This is a genomic window from Halomonas denitrificans, assembly GCF_003056305.1.
Taxonomy (GTDB): domain Bacteria; phylum Pseudomonadota; class Gammaproteobacteria; order Pseudomonadales; family Halomonadaceae; genus Halomonas; species Halomonas denitrificans.
This window is the reverse complement of record NZ_PYVX01000003.1, coordinates 13,773-37,616: the sequence shown is the minus strand read 5'-3', so window position 1 is coordinate 37,616 and position 23,844 is coordinate 13,773. Positions and strand designations below refer to the sequence as shown.

Below are 23,844 nucleotides of genomic sequence, written 5' to 3'. Positions count from 1 at the left end.
AGGCGCCCTGCGGGGCGCCTTTGCCGTTCGACCAACAGGAAGACGATGGATACCAGCACAGCGACCCACCTGCAGTGCGGCCGGCACCGCCTCGACCTCTCCTTTCCCCGCGTCATGGGGATCCTCAACGTCACCCCCGACTCCTTCTCCGACGGCGGGCGCCACGCGGTGCCGGACGACGCCCTGCGCCATGCCGAGCGCATGCTGGCCGAAGGGGCCGCGATCATCGACGTGGGCGGCGAGTCCACGCGCCCGGGCGCCGAGCCGGTGTCGGTCCAGCAGGAGCTGGATCGGGTGGTGCCGGTGGTCGAGGCGCTGGTGCGTGAGTTCGATGCCCTGGTCTCGGTGGACACCAGCACGCCCGAGGTGATGACGGCGACGGCCGAGGCCGGGGCGGGCATGATCAACGACGTGCGCAACCTGCGCCGCGAGGGCGCGCTGTCGGCGGCCATCGCCAGTGGCCTGCCGGTGTGCCTGATGCACATGCTCGGCGAGCCCGGCGACATGCAGCAGGACCCGCACTATGAGGTGCCGGTGGAGGAGGCGGTGGCCGACTTCCTGGCGCAGCGGGTGGCGGCCTGCGAGGCCGCCGGGCTGCGCCGCGAGCGCCTGCTGCTCGACCCCGGCTTCGGCTTCGCCAAGACGGTGGAGCACAACCTGCGCCTGCTCAAGCAGATGGAGCGCGTGGCGGGGCTCGGCCTGCCGCTGCTCGTCGGCATGTCGCGCAAGAGCATGATCGGCAAGGTGCTGGGGCGGCCGGTGGAGGAGCGCCTCGCCGGCGGCCTGGCGCTCTCCGCCCTGGCGGTGGAGCGTGGCGCCCGTATCCTGCGCGTTCACGACGTGGGGCCCCACGTGGACGCGGTGAACATGACCTGGGCCGTACTCGAGGAAGGCGCTTCGCATGACTAGACGCTACTTTGGCACCGACGGTATCCGCGGCACCGTGGGGGAGCCCCCCATCACCGCCGACTTCATGCTCAAGCTGGGCTGGGCCACCGGTCGCGTGCTGACCCGCGAGACCGGACGGGCGCGGGTGATGATCGGCAAGGACACGCGGATCTCCGGCTACATGTTCGAGTCGGCGCTGGAGTCCGGGCTCTCCGCCGCCGGCGTCGACGTGATGCTGCTGGGGCCGATGCCGACCCCGGCCATCGCCTACCTGACCCGCACCTTCCGTGCCGACGCGGGCATCGTCATCTCGGCCTCGCACAACCCCTTCCAGGACAACGGCATCAAGTTCTTCTCCGCCGCCGGCACCAAGCTGGCCGACGCGGTCGAGGCCGAGATCGAGGCGATGCTCGAGGAGCCGCTGACCACCGTGGGGCCGTCCCGGCTGGGCAAGGCGACGCGGGTCGATGACGCCCCCGGCCGCTACATCGAGTTCTGCAAGTCGACCATTCCCGACCGGGTCAGCCTGCACGGCCTGAAGATGGTGGTCGACTGCGCCCACGGCGCCACCTACCACATCGCCCCCAGCGTGTTTCGCGAGATGGGCGCCGAGGTCAGCCTGATCGGCGCCTCGCCCGACGGCCTCAACATCAACCAGGCGGTGGGCTCGACCCATCCCCAGGCCCTGAGCAAGGCGGTCGTCGCGCAGGGCGCCGACCTCGGCGTGGCCTTCGACGGCGACGGCGACCGGGTGCTGCTGGTGGATGCCGACGGCCGCGAGATCGACGGCGACGACATCCTCTACCTGATCGCCCGTGATCGCCACGCCCGGGGCGACCTGAACGGCGGCGTGGTGGGCACCCTGATGTCCAACTTCGGCCTCGCCACCGCCATGGAGTCGCTCGAGATCCCCTTCGAGCGCGCCAAGGTCGGCGACCGCTACGTCATGGAGCGCCTGGCGGCCAACGGCTGGCAGCTGGGCGGCGAGTCCTCCGGGCACATCGTCTGCGGCCACGTGCAGACCACCGGCGACGGCATCGTCTCGGCGCTGCAGGTACTGGCGATCATGGTCCGCGAGGGCGAGTCGCTCGGCCACCTGCTCGCCGGGCTGGAGAAGGCGCCCCAGGCGCTGGTCAACGTGCGCCTGACGCCGGGCAGCGATGCCAAGGCGCTGCTCGAGCAGGCGTCGCTCAAGCAGGCGGTCAGCGCCCTGGAGGCGGAGCTCGGCGATCAGGGGCGGGTGCTGCTGCGCGCCTCGGGCACCGAGCCGCTGATCCGCGTGATGGTCGAGGGGCGGGCGCACCTGGACGTCGACGGCCTGGCGCGGCGCCTGGCCGACGACGTCGAGGCGCTGCTCGGCTGAGCGGGCCCGCCCGCCGGGGCTGGTTGTCTTGGCTGGGCCCCTCCTATACCATTTCGCACCACCTTGAAAGAGGAAGCTCCATGCGCATGCCGCTGATCGCCGGGAACTGGAAGATGAACGGCTCCCTGTCCCTGGTCGAGGAGTTCGGCCGGGCCTTCGCCGGCGTCTCCCTGCCCGTGAACGTCGAGGTGGCCCTGATGGTGCCCTTCCCCTACCTGGGCGCCGCGGCCCAGGCGCTGGGCGAGACCGCCGTGATGGTGGGCGCCCAGACGCTCAGCGATCGGCCCGCCGGCGCCTTCACCGGCGAGGTCAGCGGCGCCATGCTGCGCGAGTGCGGCGCCCGCCTGGTGCTGGTCGGCCACTCCGAGCGCCGCGCCCTGTTCGGCGAGGACGACGCGGCGGTGCTGGCGCGGGTCCAGGCGGCGCTCCACGAGGGGCTCACCCCGGTGCTCTGCGTCGGCGAGACCCTCGAGGAGCGCGAGGCCGGCCGCACCGAGGCGGTGGTGCTGGGCCAGCTCGAGGCGGTCGTCGAGGCCCTCGACGCGACCCAGCGGCCGCGCCTGATCGTCGCCTATGAGCCGGTCTGGGCGATCGGTACCGGCCGCACCGCCACCCCCGAGCAGGCGCAGGCGGTACACGCGGCCCTGCGCGCGCGCCTGGCGCGCCACGACGAGGCGCTCGCCGCCGGCATGCGTCTGCTGTACGGCGGCAGCATGAAGGCGGATAATGCCGCCGAGCTGCTCGCCCAGCCCGACATCGACGGCGGCCTGGTGGGGGGAGCCTCCCTCAAGGTCGACGATTTCCTAGCCATTTGTCAGTCAGCAGGTTGAATCCATGCAAGTTGCCATTCTCATGACCCACGTGGCGATCGCCATCGCCCTGGTCGTCCTGATCCTGCTGCAGCAGGGCAAGGGCGCCGAAGCCGGTGCCGCCTTCGGCGGCGGTGCCTCCCAGACCGTGTTCGGCTCGCGGGGCAGCGGTAACTTCCTGGCGAAGTTCACCGGCCTTCTGGCCGTGGCCTTCTTCGCCACCTCGCTGACCCTGGCGTACTTCGCGTCCCAGGCCGGCGATGCGCCCGAGGCCGGCATTCCCGATGCCGAACTGATCGAGCAGCAGAATGCCGTTCCGACCCTTGACGAAGGCAGCAGTGATATGGATAATACTGCGCCAGTGCTGGAGGAAAGCGGCGACTGAGTCGTCTTGATCCAGCCTCCCCGATGCCGAAGTGGTGGAATTGGTAGACACGCTATCTTGAGGGGGTAGTGACCTTACGGTCGTGCGGGTTCAAGTCCCGCCTTCGGCACCAAATCGAAGCAAGCGAACCTTTCGCGCCTTCGAAGCAGGATTGGCAGAATGCGGTGTTGCCGCTTGACCAACAGGTCATGTGGGCTTACAATCACCGACCTAGATTGATGCGGGGTGGAGCAGTCTGGTAGCTCGTCGGGCTCATAACCCGAAGGTCATCGGTTCAAATCCGGTCCCCGCTACCATCTTCTTGGCAGGCATGCGCAGCATCAGGGGCGTGCCAGAGTGCCGAAGTGGTATACAGGTTTCTTGTAAAAGCCCCTTCCTGTGAAGGGGCTTTTTGTTAGCAGCTTGCCAGCCGGAAATGCCGGCGGCGCTGCTCGGGCAACGCCAATCAGCCACCTGACTCTTCTCTCAACTCCCGGCCAGGTGCCTGATGCAACGGCTGTAGGAGCTTTCTTCCGTGGCAATCAAGGATGCTGCGCTGCATGCGCTGATCGAACCGGTGGTCTCGGCCATGGGGTTCGAACTCTGGGGCATCGATCATCTGTCCCAGGGCAAACACTCCCGCCTGGTGATCTACATCGACCACGAGAACGGGATAAGCGTGGACGACTGCGCCGACGTCAGTCGTCAGATCAGCGCGGTGTTCGATGTCGAGGACCCGGTGCCGGGCGAGTATCGACTGGAAGTGTCCTCGCCGGGCATGGATCGACCGCTCTTCACCCTCGAGCAGTTCGCCCAGTATGCCGGCCATGTGGTCACCGTGAAGCTGCGCGCGCCCTTCGACGGCCGGCGCAAGTTCAAGGGGCTGCTGGCAGGCGTCGAGAATGACGAGGTGCTGTTGCAGGTCGACGGCGAGGAGTATTGCTTTCCCATCGAGGGCATCGATCAGGCGCGGGTCGTCCCGCAGTTCACGTGACGAGCTCGGTGTATAAGGACAGGTTCACTGGCGAGGCTAAGGCATGAGTAAAGAAATTCTGGCGGTCGTCGACACGATCTCCAACGAGAAGGGGGTCTCCCGCGAGGTGATCTTCGAGGCCGTCGAGGCGGCCCTGGCCAGTGCATCGCGCAAGCGCTTCGAAGACGAGGAAGCCAGCGTGCGCGTGCACATCGATCGCCACACGGGCGATTACGAGACCTTCCGCCGCTGGGAGGTGGTCGAGGACGACGACTTCGACGGGCCCGACGCCCAGATCAAGCTCTCCTACGCCGAGCGCCGCGATCCGCCCCTGGGGCTCGGCGACGTGGTCGAGGAGCGCATCGAGAATGCCGCCTTCGGCCGCATCGCCGCCCAGACCGCCAAGCAGGTCATCGTGCAGAAGGTGCGCGAGGCCGAGCGCGCCGAGGTGGTGCGCCAGTACGCCGAGCGCGAGGGCGAGCTGGTCGCCGGCATCGTCAAGAAGACCACCCGCGACGGCCTGATCATCGACCTGGGCGAGAACGCCGAGGCGTTCCTGCCGCGCAGCGAGATGATCCCGGGCGAGCGCTACCGCATGAACGAGCGGGTCCGCGCGCTGCTGGTCAAGGTCGATGCCGAGGCCCGCGGTGCCCAGCTGATCCTCTCGCGCACCTGCCCGGAGCTGATCATCGAGCTGTTCAGCATCGAGGTGCCGGAGATCGCCGAGCAGCTCATCGAGATCAAGGGCGCGGCGCGCGATCCGGGCTCCCGGGCCAAGATCGCGGTCAAGACCAACGACCGTCGCATCGATCCGGTCGGCGCCTGCGTCGGCATGCGCGGCTCGCGCGTGCAGGCGGTCTCCTCGGAGCTGCAGAACGAGCGCGTGGACATCGTGCTGTGGGACGACAATCCCGCCCAGCTGGTGATCAACGCCATGGCGCCGGCCGATGTCGCCTCGATCCTCGTCGACGAGGAATCCCACGCCATGGACGTGGCCGTCGCCGAGGACAACCTGGCCCAGGCCATCGGCCGCAGCGGCCAGAACGTGCGCCTGGCCTCCGAGCTCACCGGCTGGCGTCTCAACGTCATGACCGAGGAGGAGGCCGAGGCCAAGCGCGACCAGGAAGTGGACAGTCTCGTCGAACACTTCATCCAGCACCTGGACATCGACGAGGACGTGGCGCGCCTGCTGGTGGACGAGGGCTTCACCTCCCTGGAGGAGGTCGCCTACGTGCCGGTCGAGGAGATGCTGGAGATCGAGGAGTTCGACGAGGATCTCATCGAAGAGCTGCGCGCTCGCGCCAAGGACGAGTTGTTGAACCTCGCCATCGCCTCCGAGGAGGAACTCGACGGCGCCCAGCCGGCCGACGACCTGCTGGAGATGGACGGCATGGAGCGTCACCTGGCCTTCATTCTGGCCAGTCGGGGCATTGTCACCATGGAGGACCTGGCCGAGCAGTCCGTCGATGATCTGACCGACATCGAGGGTATCGACGAGGAGCGCGCCGCGGCACTGATCATGACTGCCCGTGCGCCATGGTTCGAGAACGAACAGTAAACGGGTCACGGGCTGAGGAGGGTCGTAATGTCAGAAATGACCGTTAAGGATTTTGCAGCGAAGGTGGGGCGCGACGTGCCTCGCCTGCTGGAGCAGATGAAGGAAGCAGGGCTCGGCCAGAAGGCCGAGAATGACGCCGTGTCCGAAGAGGACAAGCGCCAGCTGCTCGACTATCTCACCAAGAGTCACGGCGGCACCGGCGCCGGGGCGGCGAAGAACCGCATCACCCTGACGCGCAAGACGCGCAGCCGCATCAAGACAGGCGAGCGTGGCAAGAGCATCGAGGTGCAGGTGCGCAAGAAGCGCACCTACGTCAAGCGCGCCGAGGAAGAGACCGCCAAGAGCGAGCCCGAGGTCGACGCCGGGCCGCGCCAGCTGGTCGGCGACATGGCCGATTCCCAGCAGGCCCAGGCCGCCAAGGATGCCCGCGAGGCCGAGGAAGCCAAGGCACGTGCCGCCGAGGAATCCGCGCGCGAGGCCGCCGCCAAGCTGGAGGCCGAGAAGGCCGTCAGCGAGCCGGCGATCCCGGTGCCGGAGCTGGAGACCCAGCCAGCCCCCGACGAGCCGCCGGCGCCCCCCAAGGAGGGGCGTGCTGAGCCGCGTCGTGCCGCGGTCAAGAAGGCCAGCGGCAAGGCCGGCAAGAAGGGCCGTGACGATCGCGACGACGATCGCGGTGACCGCGAGGAGCGTCGCCGGGGCGGCAAGAAGGCCAAGCGTGCCGAGCGTCGCGGCGGTCGCCGGGGCGGCGGTACCCAGGGCGGCGGCAAGCACGGCTTCCAGAAGCCGACCCAGCCGATCGTCCGCGAGGTCTCGATCCCCGAGTCGATCAGCGTTGCCGACCTGGCCGACAAGATGTCGATCAAGGCGAACGAGGTCATCAAGGCCATGTTCACCATGGGCGCGGCGGTGACCATCAACCAGACCATCGATCAGGACACCGCGGCCATCGTGGTCGAGGAGATGGGCCACACGCCCAAGCTGGTCAAGGACGATGCGCTGGAGACCGAGGTCCTCGAGGGCATCTCCTACGAGGGCGAGGAGATCACCCGTTCGCCGGTCGTGACCGTCATGGGTCACGTCGACCATGGCAAGACCTCGCTGCTCGACTACATCCGCAAGGCCAAGGTGGCCACCGGCGAGGCGGGTGGCATCACCCAGCACATCGGTGCCTACCACGTGGAAGACGACCACGGCGGCGTGACCTTCCTGGATACCCCGGGCCACGCGGCGTTCACCGCCATGCGTGCCCGCGGTGCCAAGGCCACCGACGTGGTGGTGCTGGTGGTGGCCGCCGACGACGGCGTCATGCCCCAGACCATCGAGGCCATCGAGCACTCGAAGGCCGCCGAGGTGCCGATGGTGGTCGCGGTCAACAAGATCGACAAGTCGGGCGCCGATCCGGACCGGGTCAAGAACGAGCTCTCCCAGCACGGCGTCATCTCCGAGGAGTGGGGCGGCGACACCCAGTTCGTGCACGTCTCCGCGCACACCGGGGAGGGCATCGAGGCGCTGCTGGAGTCGATCCAGCTGGTCTCCGAGGTGCTCGAGCTCAAGGCCGTGCCCGAGGCGCCCGGCAAGGGCGTGGTGGTCGAGTCGCGCCTGGACAAGGGCCGCGGCCCGGTGGCCACCGTGCTGGTCCAGAACGGCACCCTGAAGAAGGGCGACATCGTGCTCGCCGGCCTGCACTACGGCCGCGTGCGTGCGCTGACCAACGAGCTGGGCAAGCAGGTCGACGAGGCCGGTCCCTCCACCCCGGTGGAGATCCAGGGCCTGGACGGCACCCCCGAGGCGGGTGACGACTTCATGGTGCTGGCCGACGAGAAGAAGGCCCGCGAGGTCGCCAACTTCCGTCAGGGCAAGTACCGCGAGGTGCGCCTGGCGCGCCAGCAGAAGGCCAAGCTGGAGAACATGTTCAGCCAGATGGGCCAGGACGTCGCCGCCAAGCTCAACATCGTGCTCAAGGCCGACGTGCAGGGCTCGCTGGAAGCCATCAAGGGCGCCCTGGAAGAGCTCTCCACGGACGAGGTCGAGGTGGCCGTGGTCTCCTCCGGCGTCGGCGGCATCACCGGCACCGACGCCAACCTGGCGCTCGCCAGTGACGCCATCGTGGTCGGCTTCAACGTGCGTGCCGACGCCGCGGCTCGCGAGATCATCGAGCGGGAAGGCCTGGATCTGCGCTACTACAGCGTGATCTACCAGCTGATCGACGAGGTCAAGCAGGCCATGAGCGGCATGCTGGCCCCGGAGTGGAAGGAAGAGATCGTCGGCGTGGCCGAGGTCCGCGACGTCTTCCGCGCACCGAAGATCGGCGCCGTGGCCGGCTGCATGGTCGTCGAGGGCAGCGTGCATCGCAACAAGAAGATCCGCGTGCTGCGCGACAACGTGGTGATCTACGAGGGCGAGCTCGAGTCGCTGCGCCGCTTCAAGGACGACGTCCAGGAAGTGCGCAACGGCATGGAGTGCGGCATCGGCGTGAAGAACTACAACGACGTCCAGGTCGGCGACAAGATCGAGGTCTTCGACCAGGTCAAGGTCGAGCGGACGCTCTAACCGCTCGAGGAGCCGATCATGCGCGAGTTCAAGCGTACCGACCGGGTGGCCGACCAGCTCCAGAAGGAGCTGGCGGTACTCATCCAGCGCGAGGTCAAGGATCCGCGCCTGGGCATGGTCACCGTCAGCGGCGTCGAGGTCAGTCGTGACCTCGGCTATGCCGATGTCCACGTGACCCTGCTGGGTGAGCAGGCCCCCGAGCGCATCAAGGAGAACCTGGCGGTGCTCAAGCGTGCCGCCGGTTTCCTGCGCAGCCAGATCGCCCGGCGCATCAAGCTGCGCCACGTCCCGGAGCTGCGCTTCCACTACGACGAGAGCGTGGTGCGCGGCCAGCGGCTGTCGTCGCTGATCGACGAGGCGGTGGCCAGCGACCAGGCCCAGCAGGGCGAGGCGCCGGACGACGACAACGCCGAGCGTGGCGGAAGCGAGCGCGACTGATGGCACGTCGACGTCGCGGACTGCCGGTGAACGGCGTGCTGTTGCTGGACAAGCCCGCGGGAGCGTCCAGCAATCACGCCCTGCAGCGGGCGCGGCGCCTGTTCCAGGCGCAGAAGGCCGGCCACACCGGGACGCTGGATCCCATGGCCACCGGCCTGCTGCCGGTCTGCTTCGGCGAGGCGACCAAGTTCTCCGCCCACCTGCTGGAGGCCGACAAGGTCTACCGCACCCGGGTGGAGCTCGGGGTGGTCACCGACAGCGGCGACGCCGAGGGCGCGGTGATCGAGCGTCACGCGGTGCCGCGGCTCACCGAGGCCGATATCGAGGGCGTGCTGACGCGCTTTCGCGGCGAGATCGAGCAGGTGCCGCCGATGTACTCGGCGCTCAAGCACCAGGGCCGCAAGCTCTATGAGCTCGCCCGCGAGGGCAAGTCGATCGAGCGTGCAGCCCGCCGCGTGACGGTGTATGATGCCCGGCTTCTCGCCAGCGAGGCCGAGGCCTTCGAGCTGGAGGTCCGCGTCAGCAAGGGCACCTACATCCGCACGCTGGCCGAGGACATCGGCCGCGCCCTGGGTTGCGGGGCCCACATCAGCGCGCTGCGGCGGCTGGCGACCGGGCCCTTCACGAGCGACGGCATGCAGGACTTCGCCGCGCTCGAGACCCTGGCCGACCAGGCCGCGCGCGAGGCGGTGCTGCTGCCCGTGGACGTGCTGGTCGATCACCTGCCGCGCCTCGACGTCGACGCCGAGGCGGCGGGACGCCTGACCCACGGCCAGTCGGCCCGGGTCGAGCCCTGCGGGCTCGCCGAGGGCGAGACCGCCAGACTCTATCGCGGCGAGGCCTTCCTGGGGCTCGCCACGGTAACGGGGCCACAGGAGGTGGCGCCGAAGCGGCTGCTGAGCACCGCAGCCGAGTGAAGGGAGAGACGCCCGAGACTGCAAATATGCGTGGTCTCATACATTCAACTTCAAGCATATTGCTTACTGGAGAGACAGATGGCACTGACAGCCGAGCAGAAGTCCGCAATCGTCAGCGAGTACGGTCGCGGCGACAACGACACCGGTTCCCCCGAAGTGCAGGTGGCCCTGCTGAGCGCCAACATCGACGGCCTGCAGGATCACTTCAAGACCAACAAGCAGGATCACCACTCCCGTCGTGGCCTGATCCGCATGGTCAACCAGCGCCGCAAGCTGCTGGACTACCTGAAGCGCAAGGACTTCGAGCGCTATCAGTCGCTGATCCAGCGTCTGGGCCTGCGCCGCTAAGCGTCGCACCCCAAGCGGTAACGAAAACGGGCAGCCTTCGGGCTGCCCGTTTTGCGTTGTTGGAAAGAAACAGGCAGAGCGCCGCTGGGGGCAAGCCGGGGAGGAGGTCCTACGCCAGGGGTGAGGAGGATTGCTCCGAACGGGCTGGCCATGGATGGCCTGCACCGGCCCTGCAAGCGGAGCGGGACGCGAGAGCGCCGCAGGGCGTCGGTAGCGCCCATGGATGGGTTTACAGCTCCTCCTCGAAGGTCTGTCGACGGGCCAGCCCAGGTCCTTCAAGAAGGTGGGGATGAGGCAGTCGCTGGAAATGTCGCCGCCTGGTGGTCCCGGCGGGCGTCACGCCCTAAAATGGTCGGCGAGTCAAAACGACCCAAACACAGAAAAGTAACGTTGAAGGAAGTCGCCGTGAATCCGGTCAAGAAGACATTTCAGTACGGTCGCAGCACCGTCACCCTGGAAACCGGGCGCATCGCCCGCCAGGCCACCGGTGCCGTGATGGTCACCATGGACGACACCGTGGTGCTGTGCACCGTGGTGGCCAAGAAGGAGGCCAACCCGGCCCAGCCCTTCTTCCCGCTCTCCGTCCACTACCAGGAGAAGACCTACGCCGTCGGCAAGATTCCCGGTGGCTTCTTCAAGCGCGAGGGGCGTCCCACCGAGAAGGAGACCCTCACCTCGCGGCTGATCGACCGTCCGATCCGCCCGCTCTTCCCCAAGGGCTTCATGAACGAGGTGCAGGTGGTCTGCTCGGTGCTCTCCACCGACCGTAACCACGATCCGGATATCGCGGCGATGCTCGGCACCTCCGCGGCGCTGGCGATCTCCGGCGTGCCCTTCAACGGCCCGATCGGCGCCGCGCGGGTGGGCTTCACCGAGGAGAACGGCTACTTCCTCAACCCCACCGTGGAGGAGCTGGTCGACTCCGAGCTCAACATGGTCGTCGCCGGTACCGAGAAGGCGGTGCTGATGGTCGAGTCCGAGGCCAAGGAGCTGCTCGAGGACGAGATGCTGGGCGCGGTGCTCTACGCCCACCAGGAGATGCAGGTCGCCATCGGCGCCATCAACGAGCTGGCCGCCGAGGCCGGCAAGGCCAAGTGGGAGTGGCAGGCTCCGGCCGAGAACGTCGCCCTCAAGCAGGCGATGGCCGAGGCCTTTGAGGCCAAGGTCGGCGAGGCCTACCGCGTCACCGACAAGATGGCGCGCCAGGACGCGCTCTCCGTCCTCAAGGACCAGGCGGTCGAGCAGCTCGCCGGTGAGGAAGAGGGCCAGTTCGCCGCCGACGAGGTGAAAGGCGCCTTCGCCAGCCTCGAGAAGCGCGTGGTGCGCTCGCGGGTGGTAAAGGGCGAGCCGCGCATCGACGGCCGCGACCACAAGACCGTGCGTCCGCTCTCCATCGAGGTCGGCAGCCTGCCCAAGACCCACGGCTCGGCGATCTTCACCCGCGGCGAGACCCAGGCCATCGTGGTGGCGACGTTGGGCACCCTGCGCGACTCCCAGCTGATCGAGTCGCTGGAAGGCGAGCGCAAGGACCGCTTCCTGCTGCACTACAACTTCCCCCCCTACAGCGTGGGCGAGGCCGGCTTCATGGGCGGGCCCAAGCGCCGCGAGATCGGCCACGGCCGCCTGGCGCGCCGCGGCGTGCAGGCGATGCTGCCCGACGAGGCGGACTTCCCCTACACCATCCGCGTGGTCTCCGAGATCACCGAGTCCAACGGCTCCAGCTCCATGGCCTCCGTGTGCGGCTCGTCGCTCGCGCTGATGGACGCCGGCGTGCCGATGAAGGCCCCGGTGGCCGGCATCGCCATGGGCCTGGTCAAGGATGACGACGGCTTCGCCGTGCTCACCGACATCCTCGGCGACGAGGACCACCTCGGCGACATGGACTTCAAGGTGGCCGGCAGCGCCGAGGGCGTGACCGCCCTGCAGATGGACATCAAGATCGAGGGCATCAACGAGGAGATCATGGAGCAGGCGCTGCAGCAGGCCTACGACGCCCGCCAGCAGATCCTCGAGCAGATGAACACCGTGATCGCCCAGAGCCGTGCCGAGGTCTCCGAGAACGCGCCCTCCATGGCGACCCTCAAGATCGATCCGGAGAAGATCCGCGACGTCATCGGCAAGGGCGGCGCTACCATCCGCAAGATCTGCGAGGACACCGGCGCCTCCATCGACCTGGATGACGACGGCACCGTGCGCATCTATGCCGAGGACAAGTCGGCGGCCAAGGCGGCCATCGACATCGTGCTCGCGATCACCGCCGAGCCCGAGATCGGCAAGCTCTACCGCGGCAAGGTGGTGCGCATCGCCGACTTCGGTGCCTTCGTCAACATCATGCCGGGCACCGACGGCCTGGTGCACATCTCCCAGATCGTGCCGGAGCGGGTCAACGACGTGCGTGACTTCCTCAACGAGGGCGACGAGCCCATCGTCAAGGTGCTCGACATCGACAACCGCAACCGGGTGAAGCTCACCATCAAGGAGATCACCCCGGAAGAGAAGGCCGCCTTCGAGGCCGAAGCGGCCGCCGAGCCCGAGCTCTGAGCCGTCAGCCTTAAGCGTTAAGCCGTAAGACAAACCGCCCCCGCAGCCTGGCTGCGGGGGCGGTTGTCGTATGGGGTGAGCGGCTTTCCCGGCGACAGGTCTATGCGGAGGCGCTGTGAACCCTTCCCTGGGCGCTACCGATGCCATCCATGGCATCGGACCTCCGCTTCGACCTGTCCCCGAGGCCGATCGTATCGTGGTGTGTGCTTACCGTTCGATCGCCAGGGCCACGCCCTGCCCGCCGCCGATGCACAGCGTCGCCAGGCCCTTCTTGGCATCCCGGGCGATCATCTCGTGCACCAGGGTCACCAGGATGCGGCAGCCGGAGGCGCCGATCGGGTGGCCGATGGCGATGGCGCCGCCGTTGACGTTGACCTTGTCGGTGTCCCAGCCGAGCTCCTTGTTGACCGAGAGCGCCTGGGCGGCGAAGGCCTCGTTGGCCTCGACCAGGTCCAGGTCGTCCAGGCTCCAGCCGGCCTTCTCCAGGCAGCGACGGGTCGCCGGGGCCGGGCCGATGCCCATGATCGACGGGTCGACGCCGGCGTTGGCGTAGGCCTTGATGCGCGCCAGCGGCTCGAGGCCCAGCGCCTTGGCCTTCTCGGCGGAGCAGAGCATGACCACGGCGGCGCCATCGTTGATCGAGGAGGCGTTGCCGGCGGTGATGGTGCCGTCCTTCTTGAAGGCGGGGCGCATGCCGGCGAGCTTCTCGGCGGTCACGTCGCGCGGGCCCTCGTCGGTGTCGAAGACCACCGGGTCGCCCTTGCGCTGGGGAATCTCGACCGGAACGATCTGGCCCTTGAACTTGCCCTCGCGGATAGCGGCGGCGGCCTTCTGCTGGGAGCCGGCGGCGAACTCGTCCATCTGCTCGCGGGTGATGCCGTACTTCTCGGCCAGGTTCTCGGCGGTGATGCCCATGTGGTAGTCGTTGAAGGCATCCCACAGCCCATCGTGGACCATGCTGTCGATGGCCTTCCAGTCCCCCATGCGCTGGCCATTACGCGAATTGGGCAGCACGTGGGGCGAGGCGGACATGTTCTCCTGGCCGCCGGCGATGATCAGCTCGGCATCGCCGCAGCGGATCGCCTGGGTCGCCAGGTGCAGGGCCTTGAGACCGGAGCCGCAGACCTTGTTGATGGTCATGGCGGGCACCGCGTCGGGCAGGCCGGCCTTGATGCTCGCCTGGCGGGCGGGGTTCTGGCCGACCCCGGCGGTCAGCACCTGGCCGAGCAGGACCTCGTCAACCTGGTCGCCGGCGACACCGGTGGAGGCCAGGATGTCCTTGATGACATGGGCGCCCAGGTCGCTGGCGGGAATGCCGGCCAGGGAGCCGCCGAAGGTGCCGACGGCGGTACGGCGTGCAGCAACGATCACCACGTCTTGCATGCGGGATACTCCTGAAGAATAAGGTAGCGGACTGGCGGCCGTGTCCGGAGGGCACCCTGCGTTCGATGGCGTCTCAGACAGGGCCGGTCCCTCAGCATAGGGGAGTCTTGTGCGTCGCGGCAATGCTTCCATGGCCGTAAGGGCGTCGCGGCGAGGCCGTCGCGAGGAGGGCGGCAGGGAGAGGGCGCTACGGGGAGGGCCTGGGGAAAGGCACGGGGAGGAGGCGCGGGCACCCCGGGGTGGGGTGCCCGAGTGGCGTCAGGCCAGCTGTACCGGGATGGCGTTGCTGGTGTGGCTGACGACGTTGCCTTCCTGGAGATAGACCAGGGCCGGCTGGTGGGCGTCGAGCTCCGCCTCGCTGTAGTGGGCGTAGCTGCAGATGATCACCCGCTGCCCTTCGGTGGCGAGGTGGGCGGCCGCGCCGTTCACCGAGATGATCCGCGAGCCCTCCTCGGCGCGGATGGCATAGGTGGTGAAGCGCTGGCCGTTCTCGACGTTGTAGATCTGGATCTGTTCGTTCTCGCGGATGCCGGCCATGTCCAGCAGCTCACCGTCGATGGCGCAGGAGCCTTCGTAGTTGAGCACGGCATGGGTGACGCGGGCCATGTGCAGCTTGGCCTTGAGCATGATGGTCTGCATGGGACAGGGGTTCCTCTGGTCGCGATGCCGCGCCGTCAGCGCGGCAGGGTCAGGCTCAGGTTATCGATCAGTCGGGTCGGGCCCAGGCGAGCCGCGGCGAGCAGCACGGCTTCGCGGGTTGTCGCCGTGACCGGGCCCAGGTCGGCGGCGCGCAGCTCCAGGTAGTCCGGTGCGAAGCCGGCCTCCCTCAGCCGGGCGAGGCCGTCGGCCAGGGCGTCATGTGGGGCGGCGCCGTCCTCCAGCGCCGCGCGCAGGGTGCACAGGGTCGCGTAGAGCGTCGGCGCGACGGCGCGCTGCGCCGCGTCCAGGTAGCCGTTGCGCGAGGAGAGCGCCAGGCCGTCCTCGGCGCGTACGATCGGCACGCCGACAATCTCCACCCGCAGGTGCAGGTCGGCCACCAGGCGGCGGATCACCGCCAGCTGCTGGTAGTCCTTCTCGCCGAAGCAGGCCACGTCGGGCTGCACCAGCTGGAAGAGCATGGTCACCACGGTGGCCACGCCGTCGAAGTGGCCGGGGCGGTCGCCGCCGCACAGCCCCTCGCTGACCTCGGGCACGCTGACCCGGGTCTGGGCATCCAGGCCGCGCGGGTAGAGCGTGGTGGTCTCGGGGGCGAACAGCAGGTCGCAGCCGGCCGCCTCGAGCTTCATCTGGTCCTCGGCGAGGGTGCGCGGGTAGGCGTCCAGGTCTTCGCCGGGGCCGAACTGCAGCGGGTTGACGAAGATGGTCGCCACCACCACGTCGCCCCGGCGGCGGGCTTCCGCGACCAGCGCCAAATGGCCCTCGTGGAGGTTACCCATGGTCGGCACCAGGGCAACGCGCTGGCCGCGACGACGGGCGTCGTCCAGGGCCTCGCGCAGGGGGGCAATCTCGTGCAGGGTGCGCATCAGAAACAGTGCTCCTCGGCGGGGAAGCGGCGGGCCTTGACGTCCTCGTGGTAGCGACGGAAGGCGCCCTGGATGTCGTCGGCCTCCGCCATGAAGTTCTTGACGAAGCGCGGCGTGCGGCCGTGGGTCACCCCCAGCACGTCGTGCATCACGAGGATCTGGCCGTCGGTGTCGGGGCCGGCGCCGATGCCGATCACCGGCACCTCCAGCGCCTCGCTCACCGCCCGTCCCAGGCTCGCCGGCACGCACTCCAGCAGGATCACCGAGGCCCCGGCCTCGACCAGCGTGCGGGCGTCCTCGAGGATCCGGGTCGCCTGCTCGGCCTCACGACCCTGCACCTTGTAGCCGCCCAGCTGGTAGACCGACTGGGGCGTCAGGCCGAGGTGGGCGCAGACCGGCACGCCGCGCCGCGTCAGCTCACGAATGCCCTCGGCCATCCACGCCTCGCCCTCGACCTTGACCAGCTCGGCGCCGGCCCGCATCAGCTCGCCGGCATCCTGCAGCAGGCGCTCGGTGCTGGCGTTGCTCATGAAGGGCAGGTCGACCATCAGCAGGCTCTTGCCCTTGCCGCGGGCCACGCAGCGGGTGTGATAGCAGACCTCGTCGAGGGTCACCGGCAGGGTGCTGGCGTGCCCCTGCAGGACCATGCCCAGCGAATCGCCCACCAGCAGCACCTCGATGCCGGCCTCGCCGGCCGCCCGCGCGAAGGAGGCGTCGTAGGCGGTCAGGCAGCTGAAGGGCTCACCGGCGCGCTTGAGGGTCGACAGCGTGCTCAGGGTGACGGTTTTCATGGCGTGTTCTCATCGTCTGGTCGGGGGAGGCCTCTGGCGGGCCGTCCTCGGTGTAACCCGCGATTGTTACCCGAATCGTGTCGGGGTGTCGATAGGTAACAGTGTGGGGGCGATCATCCGCCGGTCGGTAACACCGGCGCCAGCCCGTCGCGATCGAGCCCGGCCGCGAGGCGGGCCAGCGGCTGCCCGTCGAGGGTCAGGCTCGGGGCCAGCTCGGCCAGCGGCACCAGCACGAAGGCACGCCGGGTCATCTCCGGATGGGGCAGGGTGAGGCGCGGCAGCGCCAGCCGGCGGTCGTCGTAGAGCAGCAGGTCCAGGTCCAGGGTGCGAGGGCCCCAGCGGCGGCCGCGCACCCGGCCGTGGCGCTGCTCGAGGGCCTGCAGCTGATCGAGCAGGGCAAGCGGCGAAAGCCGCGTCGCCAGCTGCGCCACGGCGTTGACGTAGTCGGGCTGGTCGGCGGGCCCCACCGGGCGGCTGGCATAGAGTCTTGAGGCGGCGACGCGGCGCGTCAGCGGCAGGCGGTCGAGCTCCTCGAGGGCGCGCGCGACGTGCTCGCGGGGGCCATCGAGGTTGCTGCCCAGGCCGATCCAGGCGTGATGCTCCGCGCGGCTCATGTCATGCGTCGCTCGCGGGGCCCCGCGGCTTGCGGCGGCGCCGGCGGCGCTTGCGCGGTGCCGCACTGCCGGCCGGGTCGGCGCCGACCTTGCTCAGCAGGCGGCGCTGCTCGTGCTCGTCGGCCTGCTGGAAGGCGGTCCACCAGTCGCCGAGTCCCGGCTCGAGCTCGCCGGCGGTCTCGCGCAGCAGCAGGAAGTCATAGGCCGCCCGGAAGCGCGGATGCTCGCGGGTCTGGAAGACGCGCTTGCCGCGGCGCAGCGGCAGCCGCTGCTGGAGGTCCCAGATGTCGCGCATCGGCAGGCTGAAACGCTTGGGAATGGTGATGTGCTGGAGCTGGCGCGACACCACCTGCTGGGAGGCCGCCTGCAGCGCGGGGATCGCCGGCATGCCGTCGGCCTCGAGGATCGCCTGGCGCTGCTGGACGGGCGCCCAGAGCAGGGCGGCGAACAGGAAGGCTGGCGTCACCGGGCGATCCTCGCGGATGCGACGGTCGGTGCTCTCCAGCGCGTGCTCGACCAGGCGCTCGGCCCAGGGCAGCGCCTCCATGGCCTCGTCGGCCTCGGGGAAGAGCATGGCGAACAGGCCGTACTGGCGCAGCAGCCGGAAGGTGACGACCCCGTGGCCGGCCATGAACAGCTTGAGCACCTCGTCGAACAGCCGGGCCGGCGGAATCTGCAGCAGCAGCGGCGCCGCCTCGGCGATCGGCGCCTCGGTGGCGGGATCGAGGTGGAAGTCGAGCTTGGCGGCGAAGCGCACCGCGCGCAGCATCCGCACCGGATCCTCGCGATAGCGCGTAGCCGGGTCGCCGATCAGCCGCAGGGTGCGGGCCTCGATGTCCTTCACGCCATCGGCGAAGTCGTGGATCGAGAAGTCGGCGATGTTGTAGTAGAGGGCGTTGACCGTGAAGTCGCGGCGCAGGGCATCCTCCTCGAGGTTGCCCCAGACGTTGTCGCGCAGCAGCAGGCCATCGTCCGACTGCTGGGAGATATGGTCGGCGTGGTCGTCGTTGGGCTTGCCGCGGAAGGTGGTGACCTCGATCACCTCGCGGCCGAAGCGGACGTGCACGATGCGAAAGCGCCGGCCGATGATCCGCGAGTTGCGAAACAGCTCGCGGACCTGTTCCGGCGTGGCGTCGGTGGCGACGTCGAAATCCTTGGGCATGTGACCGAGCAGCGAGTCGCGGATGCACCCCCCGACCAGGAAGGCCTGGAAGCCGGCGTTATGCAGGCGGTAGAGCACCTTGATGGCGGCGTCACTGAAGTGCTGACGCGAGACCGGGTGTTCCTGGCGGGGGATGATGCGAGGGCCGGTGCTGCCGGCCGGCGCATCCTGAGGGCCGAACAGCGACTTGAGGTGCTGGCCCGGGCTCTGCAGAAAGCGGGTAAAACCTTTGATCATGCGGCGATATCGACTCGCGGGACGCGGAAAAGCGTTGAGTGTAGCCGACCACTGACACCTTGCAAAGCGCGGTGCGGCAATGCCCTGGCGATGAGGGGCTGGCGGCGCGCCGGTCACGGCTCGCCAGATAGAGAAAGGGGAGGCCGATGGCCTCCCCTTGAAAGCAGGATGCTGCGTCCGTGCAGCTGATTCTTCTTCGTGATGGCGCATCGCCCTGAATACGCACCACAGTCACCAAGGAGGTTCAGGCAAGCGGTGTTGTTATGTTTGTTGATGCTCCTGACGGCGACCGTCTCGTATTCAAAACAATAGTCCAACCACGACGGCATGAAAGTATGCCTCCTCCCGGATTGTTGGCATTGTTGCCGGGAGTGCACCTCGTTGGCCCTTGTCATTGTTGTTGGCCGTCTCTGGGTGCGTCGCGTCCTGATGGCTCCGGTGCTTCGAGCAGACTTGTTGTTGTTGAGTCTCGAAGACCTCGCGCCGTGCCGCTGCTGTTCTTGTTGTCGGCAGGCGCCGAAGTCGTAGGGGCCCGGGTCTCTTGTTGTTGTTGTCGGGTCGAGCCCTGTCACGCCTGATGGCCGAGTTGTTGTTGTTGGCCCCGGGTGACGTCCGGATTTGTTTTTCTTGGTCAGGTAGTAGCAGGCGGCGTGCCACTGTCGAAAAAATCTATATAAAACATGGTGATGGAGATGTCGCTTCGAGGCCATGTGGCGACGCGTCGGCGGAGTGTTACCCATCTGGCCCCGCCATGGGGCATTGGCTGTGTGGGAAGGTAACAAATGGTGCAAAACGGGGGACGGAAGGGGGAAAAACGGCGCCCGCGGCGTCGGCCGCGGGCGCTTGCACTATGGTCGTATGGTCAGAGGGCGCATGGCCTGGTCGCGTCATCCCGTGCTGCGGCGCGGGCTCTTCTTGCGCGGGATGCCGAGGCGCTGGCGCCGTTCCCACAGGCACTTGCGGCTGATGCCGAGCTTCTGGGCGAGCTCGGTCTCGCTCATCTGGTCCTGGTGCTCCAGCACGAAGTGCTGGAAGTAGTCCTCCAGGGAGAGGTCGTCCTCCTCGCTCGGCTCCGACTCCGCGGGCGGCGGCGGGGCCGAGGCCTCGCCGGCGGGAGCGACGGGTGGCCGGGGCGCGCTGGCGAGCCCCAGGTCGTCGGGGTGGATCAGGTGGCCCTCGGCGAGGATGACGCCGCGCTCCAGGGCGTTCTCCAGCTCGCGCACGTTGCCGGGCCAGGGGTAGTCGCGGATGGTGCGGCGGGCGGCCCGCGACAGCCGCAGGCCCTCGCGCTCGTGACGCCGGCAGGCCTTCTCCAGCAGCACGTCGGCGATCTGCAGGATGTCGTCGTCGCGTTCGCGCAGCGAGGGCAGATCGATCTGCATCACGTTGAGGCGATAGTAGAGGTCGAGGCGAAACTCGCCGGTCTTCGACAGGCTCTGCAGGTCGCGGTGGGTGGCGGCGATCAGGCGCACGTCCACGTGGCGGGTCTCCACCGAGCCGATCTTGCGGATCTCGCCCTCCTGCAGCACGCGCAGCAGCCGCGCCTGGGCGTCGAGGGGCAGCTCGCCGATCTCGTCGAGGAACAGGGTGCCGCCGTCGGCGGCCTCGACGAGCCCGGTGCGGGCGGCGCTGGCGCCGGTGAAGGCGCCCTTCTCGTGGCCGAACAGCTCGGACTCGATCAGTGTCTCGGGGATGGCCGCGCAGTTGACGCAGATCAGCGGCGCCGCGGCGCGCCGGCTCTGCTGGTGCAGGGCCCGGGCCACTAGCTCCTTGCCGGTGCCCGACTCGCCCTGCACCAGCACCGTGACGTCGGCGGGCGCCGCCTTGCGGATGCGGGTGTAGACCACCTGCATGGCGGGGCAGTTGCCGATCATGGGCTGGCGCTTGCCGTCGGGTTCGGTGACGTCGGGCGGCTCGCCCTGCTGGGTGGCCTGCTGGTGCAGGACCCGGGCCACGGTCTCGAGCAGCTCGTCGTGATCGAAGGGCTTGGCGACGTAGTCCACGGCCCCCTGCTTCAGGGCCTCCACCGCCGAGCGCATGCTCGCGTAGCTGGTCATGATCAGCACCGGCACGGGGGCGGCGCGGGCGATCAGGTCGGTGCCGGGCTCGCCGGGCAGGCGCAGGTCGCTGATCACCAGGTCGAAGCCCTGGGGCTCGAGGGCCAGCGCCTCGGCCACCGACCCCGCCTCGCTGACCCGGTGGTCGTGCCGTTCCAGCAGCCGCCTCAGGGCGCTGCGGATGATGGCTTCGTCTTCAACGATCAGGATCCGGCTCATCGGTGGGGTCACCATGCTCTGTGTTGAGGGGCAGCCACAGGTGGATGCGGGTGCCCTGGGCCTGCCCGGGGGGCGGGGAGTCGATGTCGATCTGGCCGCCGTGTTCGGCGATGATGCTGTAGACCAGCGGCAGGCCGAGTCCGGTGCCCTCGCCGGGTGGCTTGGTGGTGGTGAAGGGCTCGAACAGGTGGTCGCGCACGTGCTCGGCGATGCCGTGGCCCTGGTCGGTGACGGTGACGTGCAGCCACTCGCCCTGGCGGCCGGCGTCGACGATCACCTCGCCGCCGGGGACGCTGGCGTCCCGGGCGTTGCCGAGCAGGTTGACCATCACCTGCAGCAGCCGCTGGGCGTCGCCCTCGACCTCGAGGCCCGCGGGGCAGCGATTACGGTAGTGGATATCCTCCCCCGAGCGGGCGAGGTGGATCAAGTGCAGGGCCTCGTCGGTCACCTCGGCCAGCGAGACCGGGGCGAAGGTCTGGCCCGCCACGTGGCGGCCGCCATGGGCGAAGCCGACCAGCGACTCGACGATCCGCGAGATGCGGTCGGTGAGCTGCTGGATCTGGGTGGCGGTCTCCAGCACCTCCGGGTCGTCGGTGTCGTAGCGCAGGTTCTGCGCCAGCGAGGAGATGCCGGTGACCGGGTTGCCGATCTCGTGGGCCACCCCGGCGGCCAGCTGGCCGATGGAGGCGAGCCGCGCGGCGTGCACCAGCTCGTCCTCCAGCCACTTCATCTCGCTGTGATCCTCGACCAGCACCACGGTGCCGCCGCGGATGTCCTCGTCGGCGGTGAGCTCGGCCTTGTGCAGGCTCAGATAGCGCGTGGTGCCGTCGAGGTGGACCGGCTGCTTGTAGAGGTGGTCGTGGTGCTCGAGGAACATGCGTCCCAGCAGATCGTCCCAGGGCGGGGGCAGGCTGTCCCGGCGGGAGCCGACCACGCTGTCGCCGTCGATGCCGGTGAGCTCGGCCAGGGCGTCGTTCCACATCAGCAGCTCGTCGTCGACGCCGAAGGCGCACAGGCCCACCGGCAGGCGGGTGAGGATGCGGCGGTGGTAGCGGCGCAGGCCGTCGAGCTCGCGGGCCAGGCCGGTCAGCCGGGTGCGGTAGGCCTCCAGGCGGCTCTCGACGAAGTGGATGTCGTCGGTGGGCTCCAGGCCGCCGCGGCGATAGGGCAGGTGGCGGTCGACGATGTCCTGGGCCACCGACGGCCCCATCAGCCCCGAGAGGTTGGCCTGGATGCGATCGCGCAGGCGGCGCAGCGCGTAGGGGCGCCCGTCCAGCGGCGACAGGCCCAGGTCGGTCAGCGCCCGGTCGACCTCGCGGCCGGCGACCTCCTCGCCGAGGGCGCGGGCCAGGTGATACTTGAACTCCTCGCCGTTGCCGGCGACCAGCGGCAGGCGCTTGGGGCGGATCACCGCGTCCACCGAGCAGGCCTCCGCCGCGGCGCGCTCGCCGTCGGAGGTGGGCGTGAGCAGCGAGACCAGGATGAAGGTCAGGATGTTGGCCGCCAGCGAGACGATCGTCACCACGTACCAGTCCGGCTGGCCGGCCAGGGCCTCGAGGCCGGGCGGCAGCAGCACCTGGGCCGGGAAGTCGGTGAGCAGCGGCACCCAGCTGCCGGCGAGCCACACCAGCACGCCGGCCGTCAGCCCGCTGACCATGCCCTTGCGGTTGGCGCCGGGCCAGTAGAGCAGTGCCAGCATGCCCGGCAGGCACTGGGCCATGCCGATGAAGGCCACGAGCCCGAGGGTGGTGAGGTCGTGGTTCACCCCCACCAGGCGATAGAAGAGCCAGCCGGCGAAGATCACCGCGCCGATCAGGGCGCGCCGCAGCCAGCGCAGCCAGTGGTAGAGGTCCGGCTGGTCCACCGGGGGGTGGGCGACCAGTATCAGGTGGTTGAGGATCATCCCCGAGAGCGCCAGCGAGATGATGATCATGGTGCCGCTGGTGGCGGCGAGGCCGGCGATGAACACCACCCCCTGCAGCCACAGCGACTCCGAGAGCCCGTAGGCCAGGTAGGCGCTGCCGAGCCCCGCGGCATCGGCGCCCAGGCGCTGGGCGGCCCACAGGATCAGCGGCACCGGCAGCGCCATCAGCAGCAGGAACAGCGGCAGCGCCCAGGCGGCCTGCAGCAGGGTGCGCCGCGAGAGCGTCTCGGCGAAGGTGATGTGGAACATGTGCGGCATCAAGAAGGCCGCGGCGAAGAACAGCAGCAGCAGGGTGCGCCACTGGGCCGGGTCCAGGTGCTCCACCCGCGCCTGGGCCAGGCGGCCCGGGCCGTCGAGCCAGGCCTGCAGGTCGCCGGGACCGTTGAAGACCACGAACAGCGCGAAGCCGCCCAGCGCCAGCATGGCGACCAGCTTGACCAGCGACTCCAGGGCGATGGCCGCCAGCAGGGTGTCGTGGCGGGCGTGGAGCCGGGTGTGGCGGGCGCCGAAGAGGATCGCGAAGAGCGCGATCAGCGCGCAGAACGCGAGCGCCAGCAGCGACGGCGAGGCGCTGTCGGTCAACAGGTGGATGCTGTCGCCCAGGGTCTGCACCTGGAGCGCCAGCAGCGGCAGCACGGCGAGCAGGCTGACCAGGGTGATCAGGGTGCCGACCCAGCGCGAGCGGAAGCGGAAGGCGAAGAGGTCGGCCAGCGAGGCGAGCTGGTAGGTGCGGGTCATGCGCTGGATCGGCACCAGCAGCACCGGGGCGAGCAGGAAGGCGCCGGCCACCCCCAGGTAGTAGGCCAGGTAGCCGTAGCCGGCACTGCCGGCCAGCTCCAGGCTGCCGTAGATCGCCCAGGCGCTGGCGTAGGTGCCGAGCGCCAGGGTGTAGACCACCGGGTGGCGCGCGACGCGCGTGGGGATCCAGCCGCGCTCCACCGCCAGGGCGCAGAGGAAGAGCAGCAGCAGGTAGCCGCTGCCCAGTGCCAGGACGGCGCCGAGACTAGCGTTCATCGAGCTTTCTCTTCTGTTCCAGCCACAGGGTCAGGGCGATCAGCACGCCCCAGACCACGAAGGGGCGATACCAGGCGATGTCGGGGCTCGCCCAGCCGCTCATCAGCAGCGGCGAGAGCAGGTACCCGCCGAAGACCAGGAAGAGCATGATGCGATAGACGTACACTCGGG

At 68.9% G+C, this 23,844-nt stretch carries 20 protein-coding genes and 2 tRNA genes; 13 read left to right on the top strand and 9 right to left on the bottom strand.

All coding sequences use genetic code 11. The features are described 5' to 3' along the window. Nucleotides 1-45: 45 nt before the first annotated feature. The 13 genes from folP (at nt 46) to pnp (ending at nt 12,749) form a co-directional block, all read left to right on the top strand. A complete protein-coding gene (gene folP / locus C9F13_RS09550) occupies nt 46-909 on the top strand; it encodes a dihydropteroate synthase (protein ID WP_108446041.1) in 864 nt (287 codons plus the stop codon). Beyond that, nucleotides 902-2,251, top strand: a complete 1,350-nt coding sequence (glmM, locus tag C9F13_RS09545; RefSeq protein WP_108446040.1) for a phosphoglucosamine mutase — start codon at nt 902-904, stop codon at nt 2,249-2,251. The genes folP and glmM overlap by 8 nt, the downstream gene beginning before the upstream one ends. An 80-nt stretch (nt 2,252-2,331) precedes the next feature. Beyond that, nucleotides 2,332-3,081 (top strand): triose-phosphate isomerase, encoded by a 750-nt coding sequence (tpiA, locus tag C9F13_RS09540; protein WP_108446039.1) that lies wholly within the window; start codon nt 2,332-2,334, stop codon nt 3,079-3,081. 4 nt (nt 3,082-3,085) lie between these two features. Further along, nucleotides 3,086-3,445, top strand: coding sequence for a preprotein translocase subunit SecG (secG, locus tag C9F13_RS09535; RefSeq protein ID WP_108446038.1), 360 nt, complete (start codon nt 3,086-3,088; stop codon nt 3,443-3,445). Nucleotides 3,446-3,470: 25 nt separating this feature from the next. Further along, a tRNA-Leu gene (locus C9F13_RS09530) sits at nt 3,471-3,557 on the top strand. A 107-nt stretch (nt 3,558-3,664) separates the two neighbouring features. Beyond that, nucleotides 3,665-3,741: transfer RNA gene (locus tag C9F13_RS09525), tRNA-Met, on the top strand. Between the two features lie 218 nt (nt 3,742-3,959). Next, nucleotides 3,960-4,418 (top strand): ribosome maturation factor RimP, encoded by a 459-nt coding sequence (gene rimP / locus C9F13_RS09520; protein ID WP_108446037.1) that lies wholly within the window; start codon nt 3,960-3,962, stop codon nt 4,416-4,418. 43 nt (nt 4,419-4,461) lie between these two features. Next, nucleotides 4,462-5,955, top strand: a complete 1,494-nt coding sequence (gene nusA, locus C9F13_RS09515) for a transcription termination factor NusA (RefSeq protein ID WP_108446036.1) — start codon at nt 4,462-4,464, stop codon at nt 5,953-5,955. A 27-nt stretch (nt 5,956-5,982) separates the two neighbouring features. Next, entirely contained in the window at nt 5,983-8,505 is a 2,523-nt protein-coding gene (infB, locus tag C9F13_RS09510; protein ID WP_108446035.1) for a translation initiation factor IF-2, read from the top strand. Between the two features lie 18 nt (nt 8,506-8,523). Beyond that, the gene (gene rbfA / locus C9F13_RS09505; RefSeq protein ID WP_108446034.1) at nt 8,524-8,943 is read left to right on the top strand and encodes a 30S ribosome-binding factor RbfA; all 420 of its coding nucleotides are present in this window, start codon (nt 8,524-8,526) and stop codon (nt 8,941-8,943) included. After that, nucleotides 8,943-9,860 (top strand): tRNA pseudouridine(55) synthase TruB, encoded by a 918-nt coding sequence (truB, locus tag C9F13_RS09500; RefSeq protein ID WP_108446033.1) that lies wholly within the window; start codon nt 8,943-8,945, stop codon nt 9,858-9,860. The genes rbfA and truB overlap by 1 nt, the downstream gene beginning before the upstream one ends. 78 nt (nt 9,861-9,938) lie before the next feature. Beyond that, nucleotides 9,939-10,208 carry a 30S ribosomal protein S15 gene (rpsO, locus tag C9F13_RS09495; protein ID WP_108446032.1) on the top strand — a complete coding sequence of 90 codons (270 nt, stop codon included), beginning with the start codon at nt 9,939-9,941 and terminating at the stop codon, nt 10,206-10,208. 405 nt (nt 10,209-10,613) lie between these two features. Beyond that, nucleotides 10,614-12,749 (top strand): polyribonucleotide nucleotidyltransferase, encoded by a 2,136-nt coding sequence (pnp, locus tag C9F13_RS09490; RefSeq protein WP_211310944.1) that lies wholly within the window; start codon nt 10,614-10,616, stop codon nt 12,747-12,749. Nucleotides 12,750-12,956: 207 nt separating this feature from the next. On the opposite strand, the gene C9F13_RS09485 is transcribed toward pnp, so the two are convergent. The 9 genes from C9F13_RS09485 to C9F13_RS17580 form a co-directional block, all read right to left on the bottom strand. Then, a complete protein-coding gene (locus tag C9F13_RS09485; RefSeq protein WP_108446030.1) occupies nt 12,957-14,132 on the bottom strand; it encodes an acetyl-CoA C-acetyltransferase in 1,176 nt (391 codons plus the stop codon). A gap of 258 nt (nt 14,133-14,390) precedes the next feature. Beyond that, a complete protein-coding gene (gene panD / locus C9F13_RS09480) occupies nt 14,391-14,771 on the bottom strand; it encodes an aspartate 1-decarboxylase (protein ID WP_108446029.1) in 381 nt (126 codons plus the stop codon). A gap of 35 nt (nt 14,772-14,806) precedes the next feature. Further along, on the bottom strand, nt 14,807-15,655 hold the full coding sequence (gene panC, locus C9F13_RS09475; protein WP_108446028.1) for a pantoate--beta-alanine ligase: 849 nt from the start codon (nt 15,653-15,655) through the stop codon (nt 14,807-14,809). Beyond that, entirely contained in the window at nt 15,655-16,446 is a 792-nt protein-coding gene (panB, locus tag C9F13_RS09470) for a 3-methyl-2-oxobutanoate hydroxymethyltransferase (RefSeq protein WP_108446027.1), read from the bottom strand. The genes panC and panB overlap by 1 nt, the downstream gene beginning before the upstream one ends. Nucleotides 16,447-16,559: 113 nt before the next feature. Further along, nucleotides 16,560-17,060 (bottom strand): 2-amino-4-hydroxy-6-hydroxymethyldihydropteridine diphosphokinase, encoded by a 501-nt coding sequence (gene folK, locus C9F13_RS09465; protein WP_108446026.1) that lies wholly within the window; start codon nt 17,058-17,060, stop codon nt 16,560-16,562. Nucleotide 17,061: 1 nt separating this feature from the next. After that, a complete protein-coding gene (pcnB, locus tag C9F13_RS09460; protein ID WP_108446025.1) occupies nt 17,062-18,459 on the bottom strand; it encodes a polynucleotide adenylyltransferase PcnB in 1,398 nt (465 codons plus the stop codon). 887 nt (nt 18,460-19,346) lie between these two features. Next, nucleotides 19,347-20,735 carry a sigma-54-dependent transcriptional regulator gene (locus tag C9F13_RS09455; protein ID WP_108446024.1) on the bottom strand — a complete coding sequence of 463 codons (1,389 nt, stop codon included), beginning with the start codon at nt 20,733-20,735 and terminating at the stop codon, nt 19,347-19,349. Beyond that, a complete protein-coding gene (locus tag C9F13_RS09450) occupies nt 20,713-23,673 on the bottom strand; it encodes an ATP-binding protein (RefSeq protein WP_108446023.1) in 2,961 nt (986 codons plus the stop codon). Before C9F13_RS09450 ends, C9F13_RS09455 begins: the two co-directional genes overlap by 23 nt. Further along, nucleotides 23,663-23,839 carry a hypothetical protein gene (locus tag C9F13_RS17580; protein ID WP_170121140.1) on the bottom strand — a complete coding sequence of 59 codons (177 nt, stop codon included), beginning with the start codon at nt 23,837-23,839 and terminating at the stop codon, nt 23,663-23,665. Before C9F13_RS17580 ends, C9F13_RS09450 begins: the two co-directional genes overlap by 11 nt. Nucleotides 23,840-23,844: the final 5 nt, after the last annotated feature.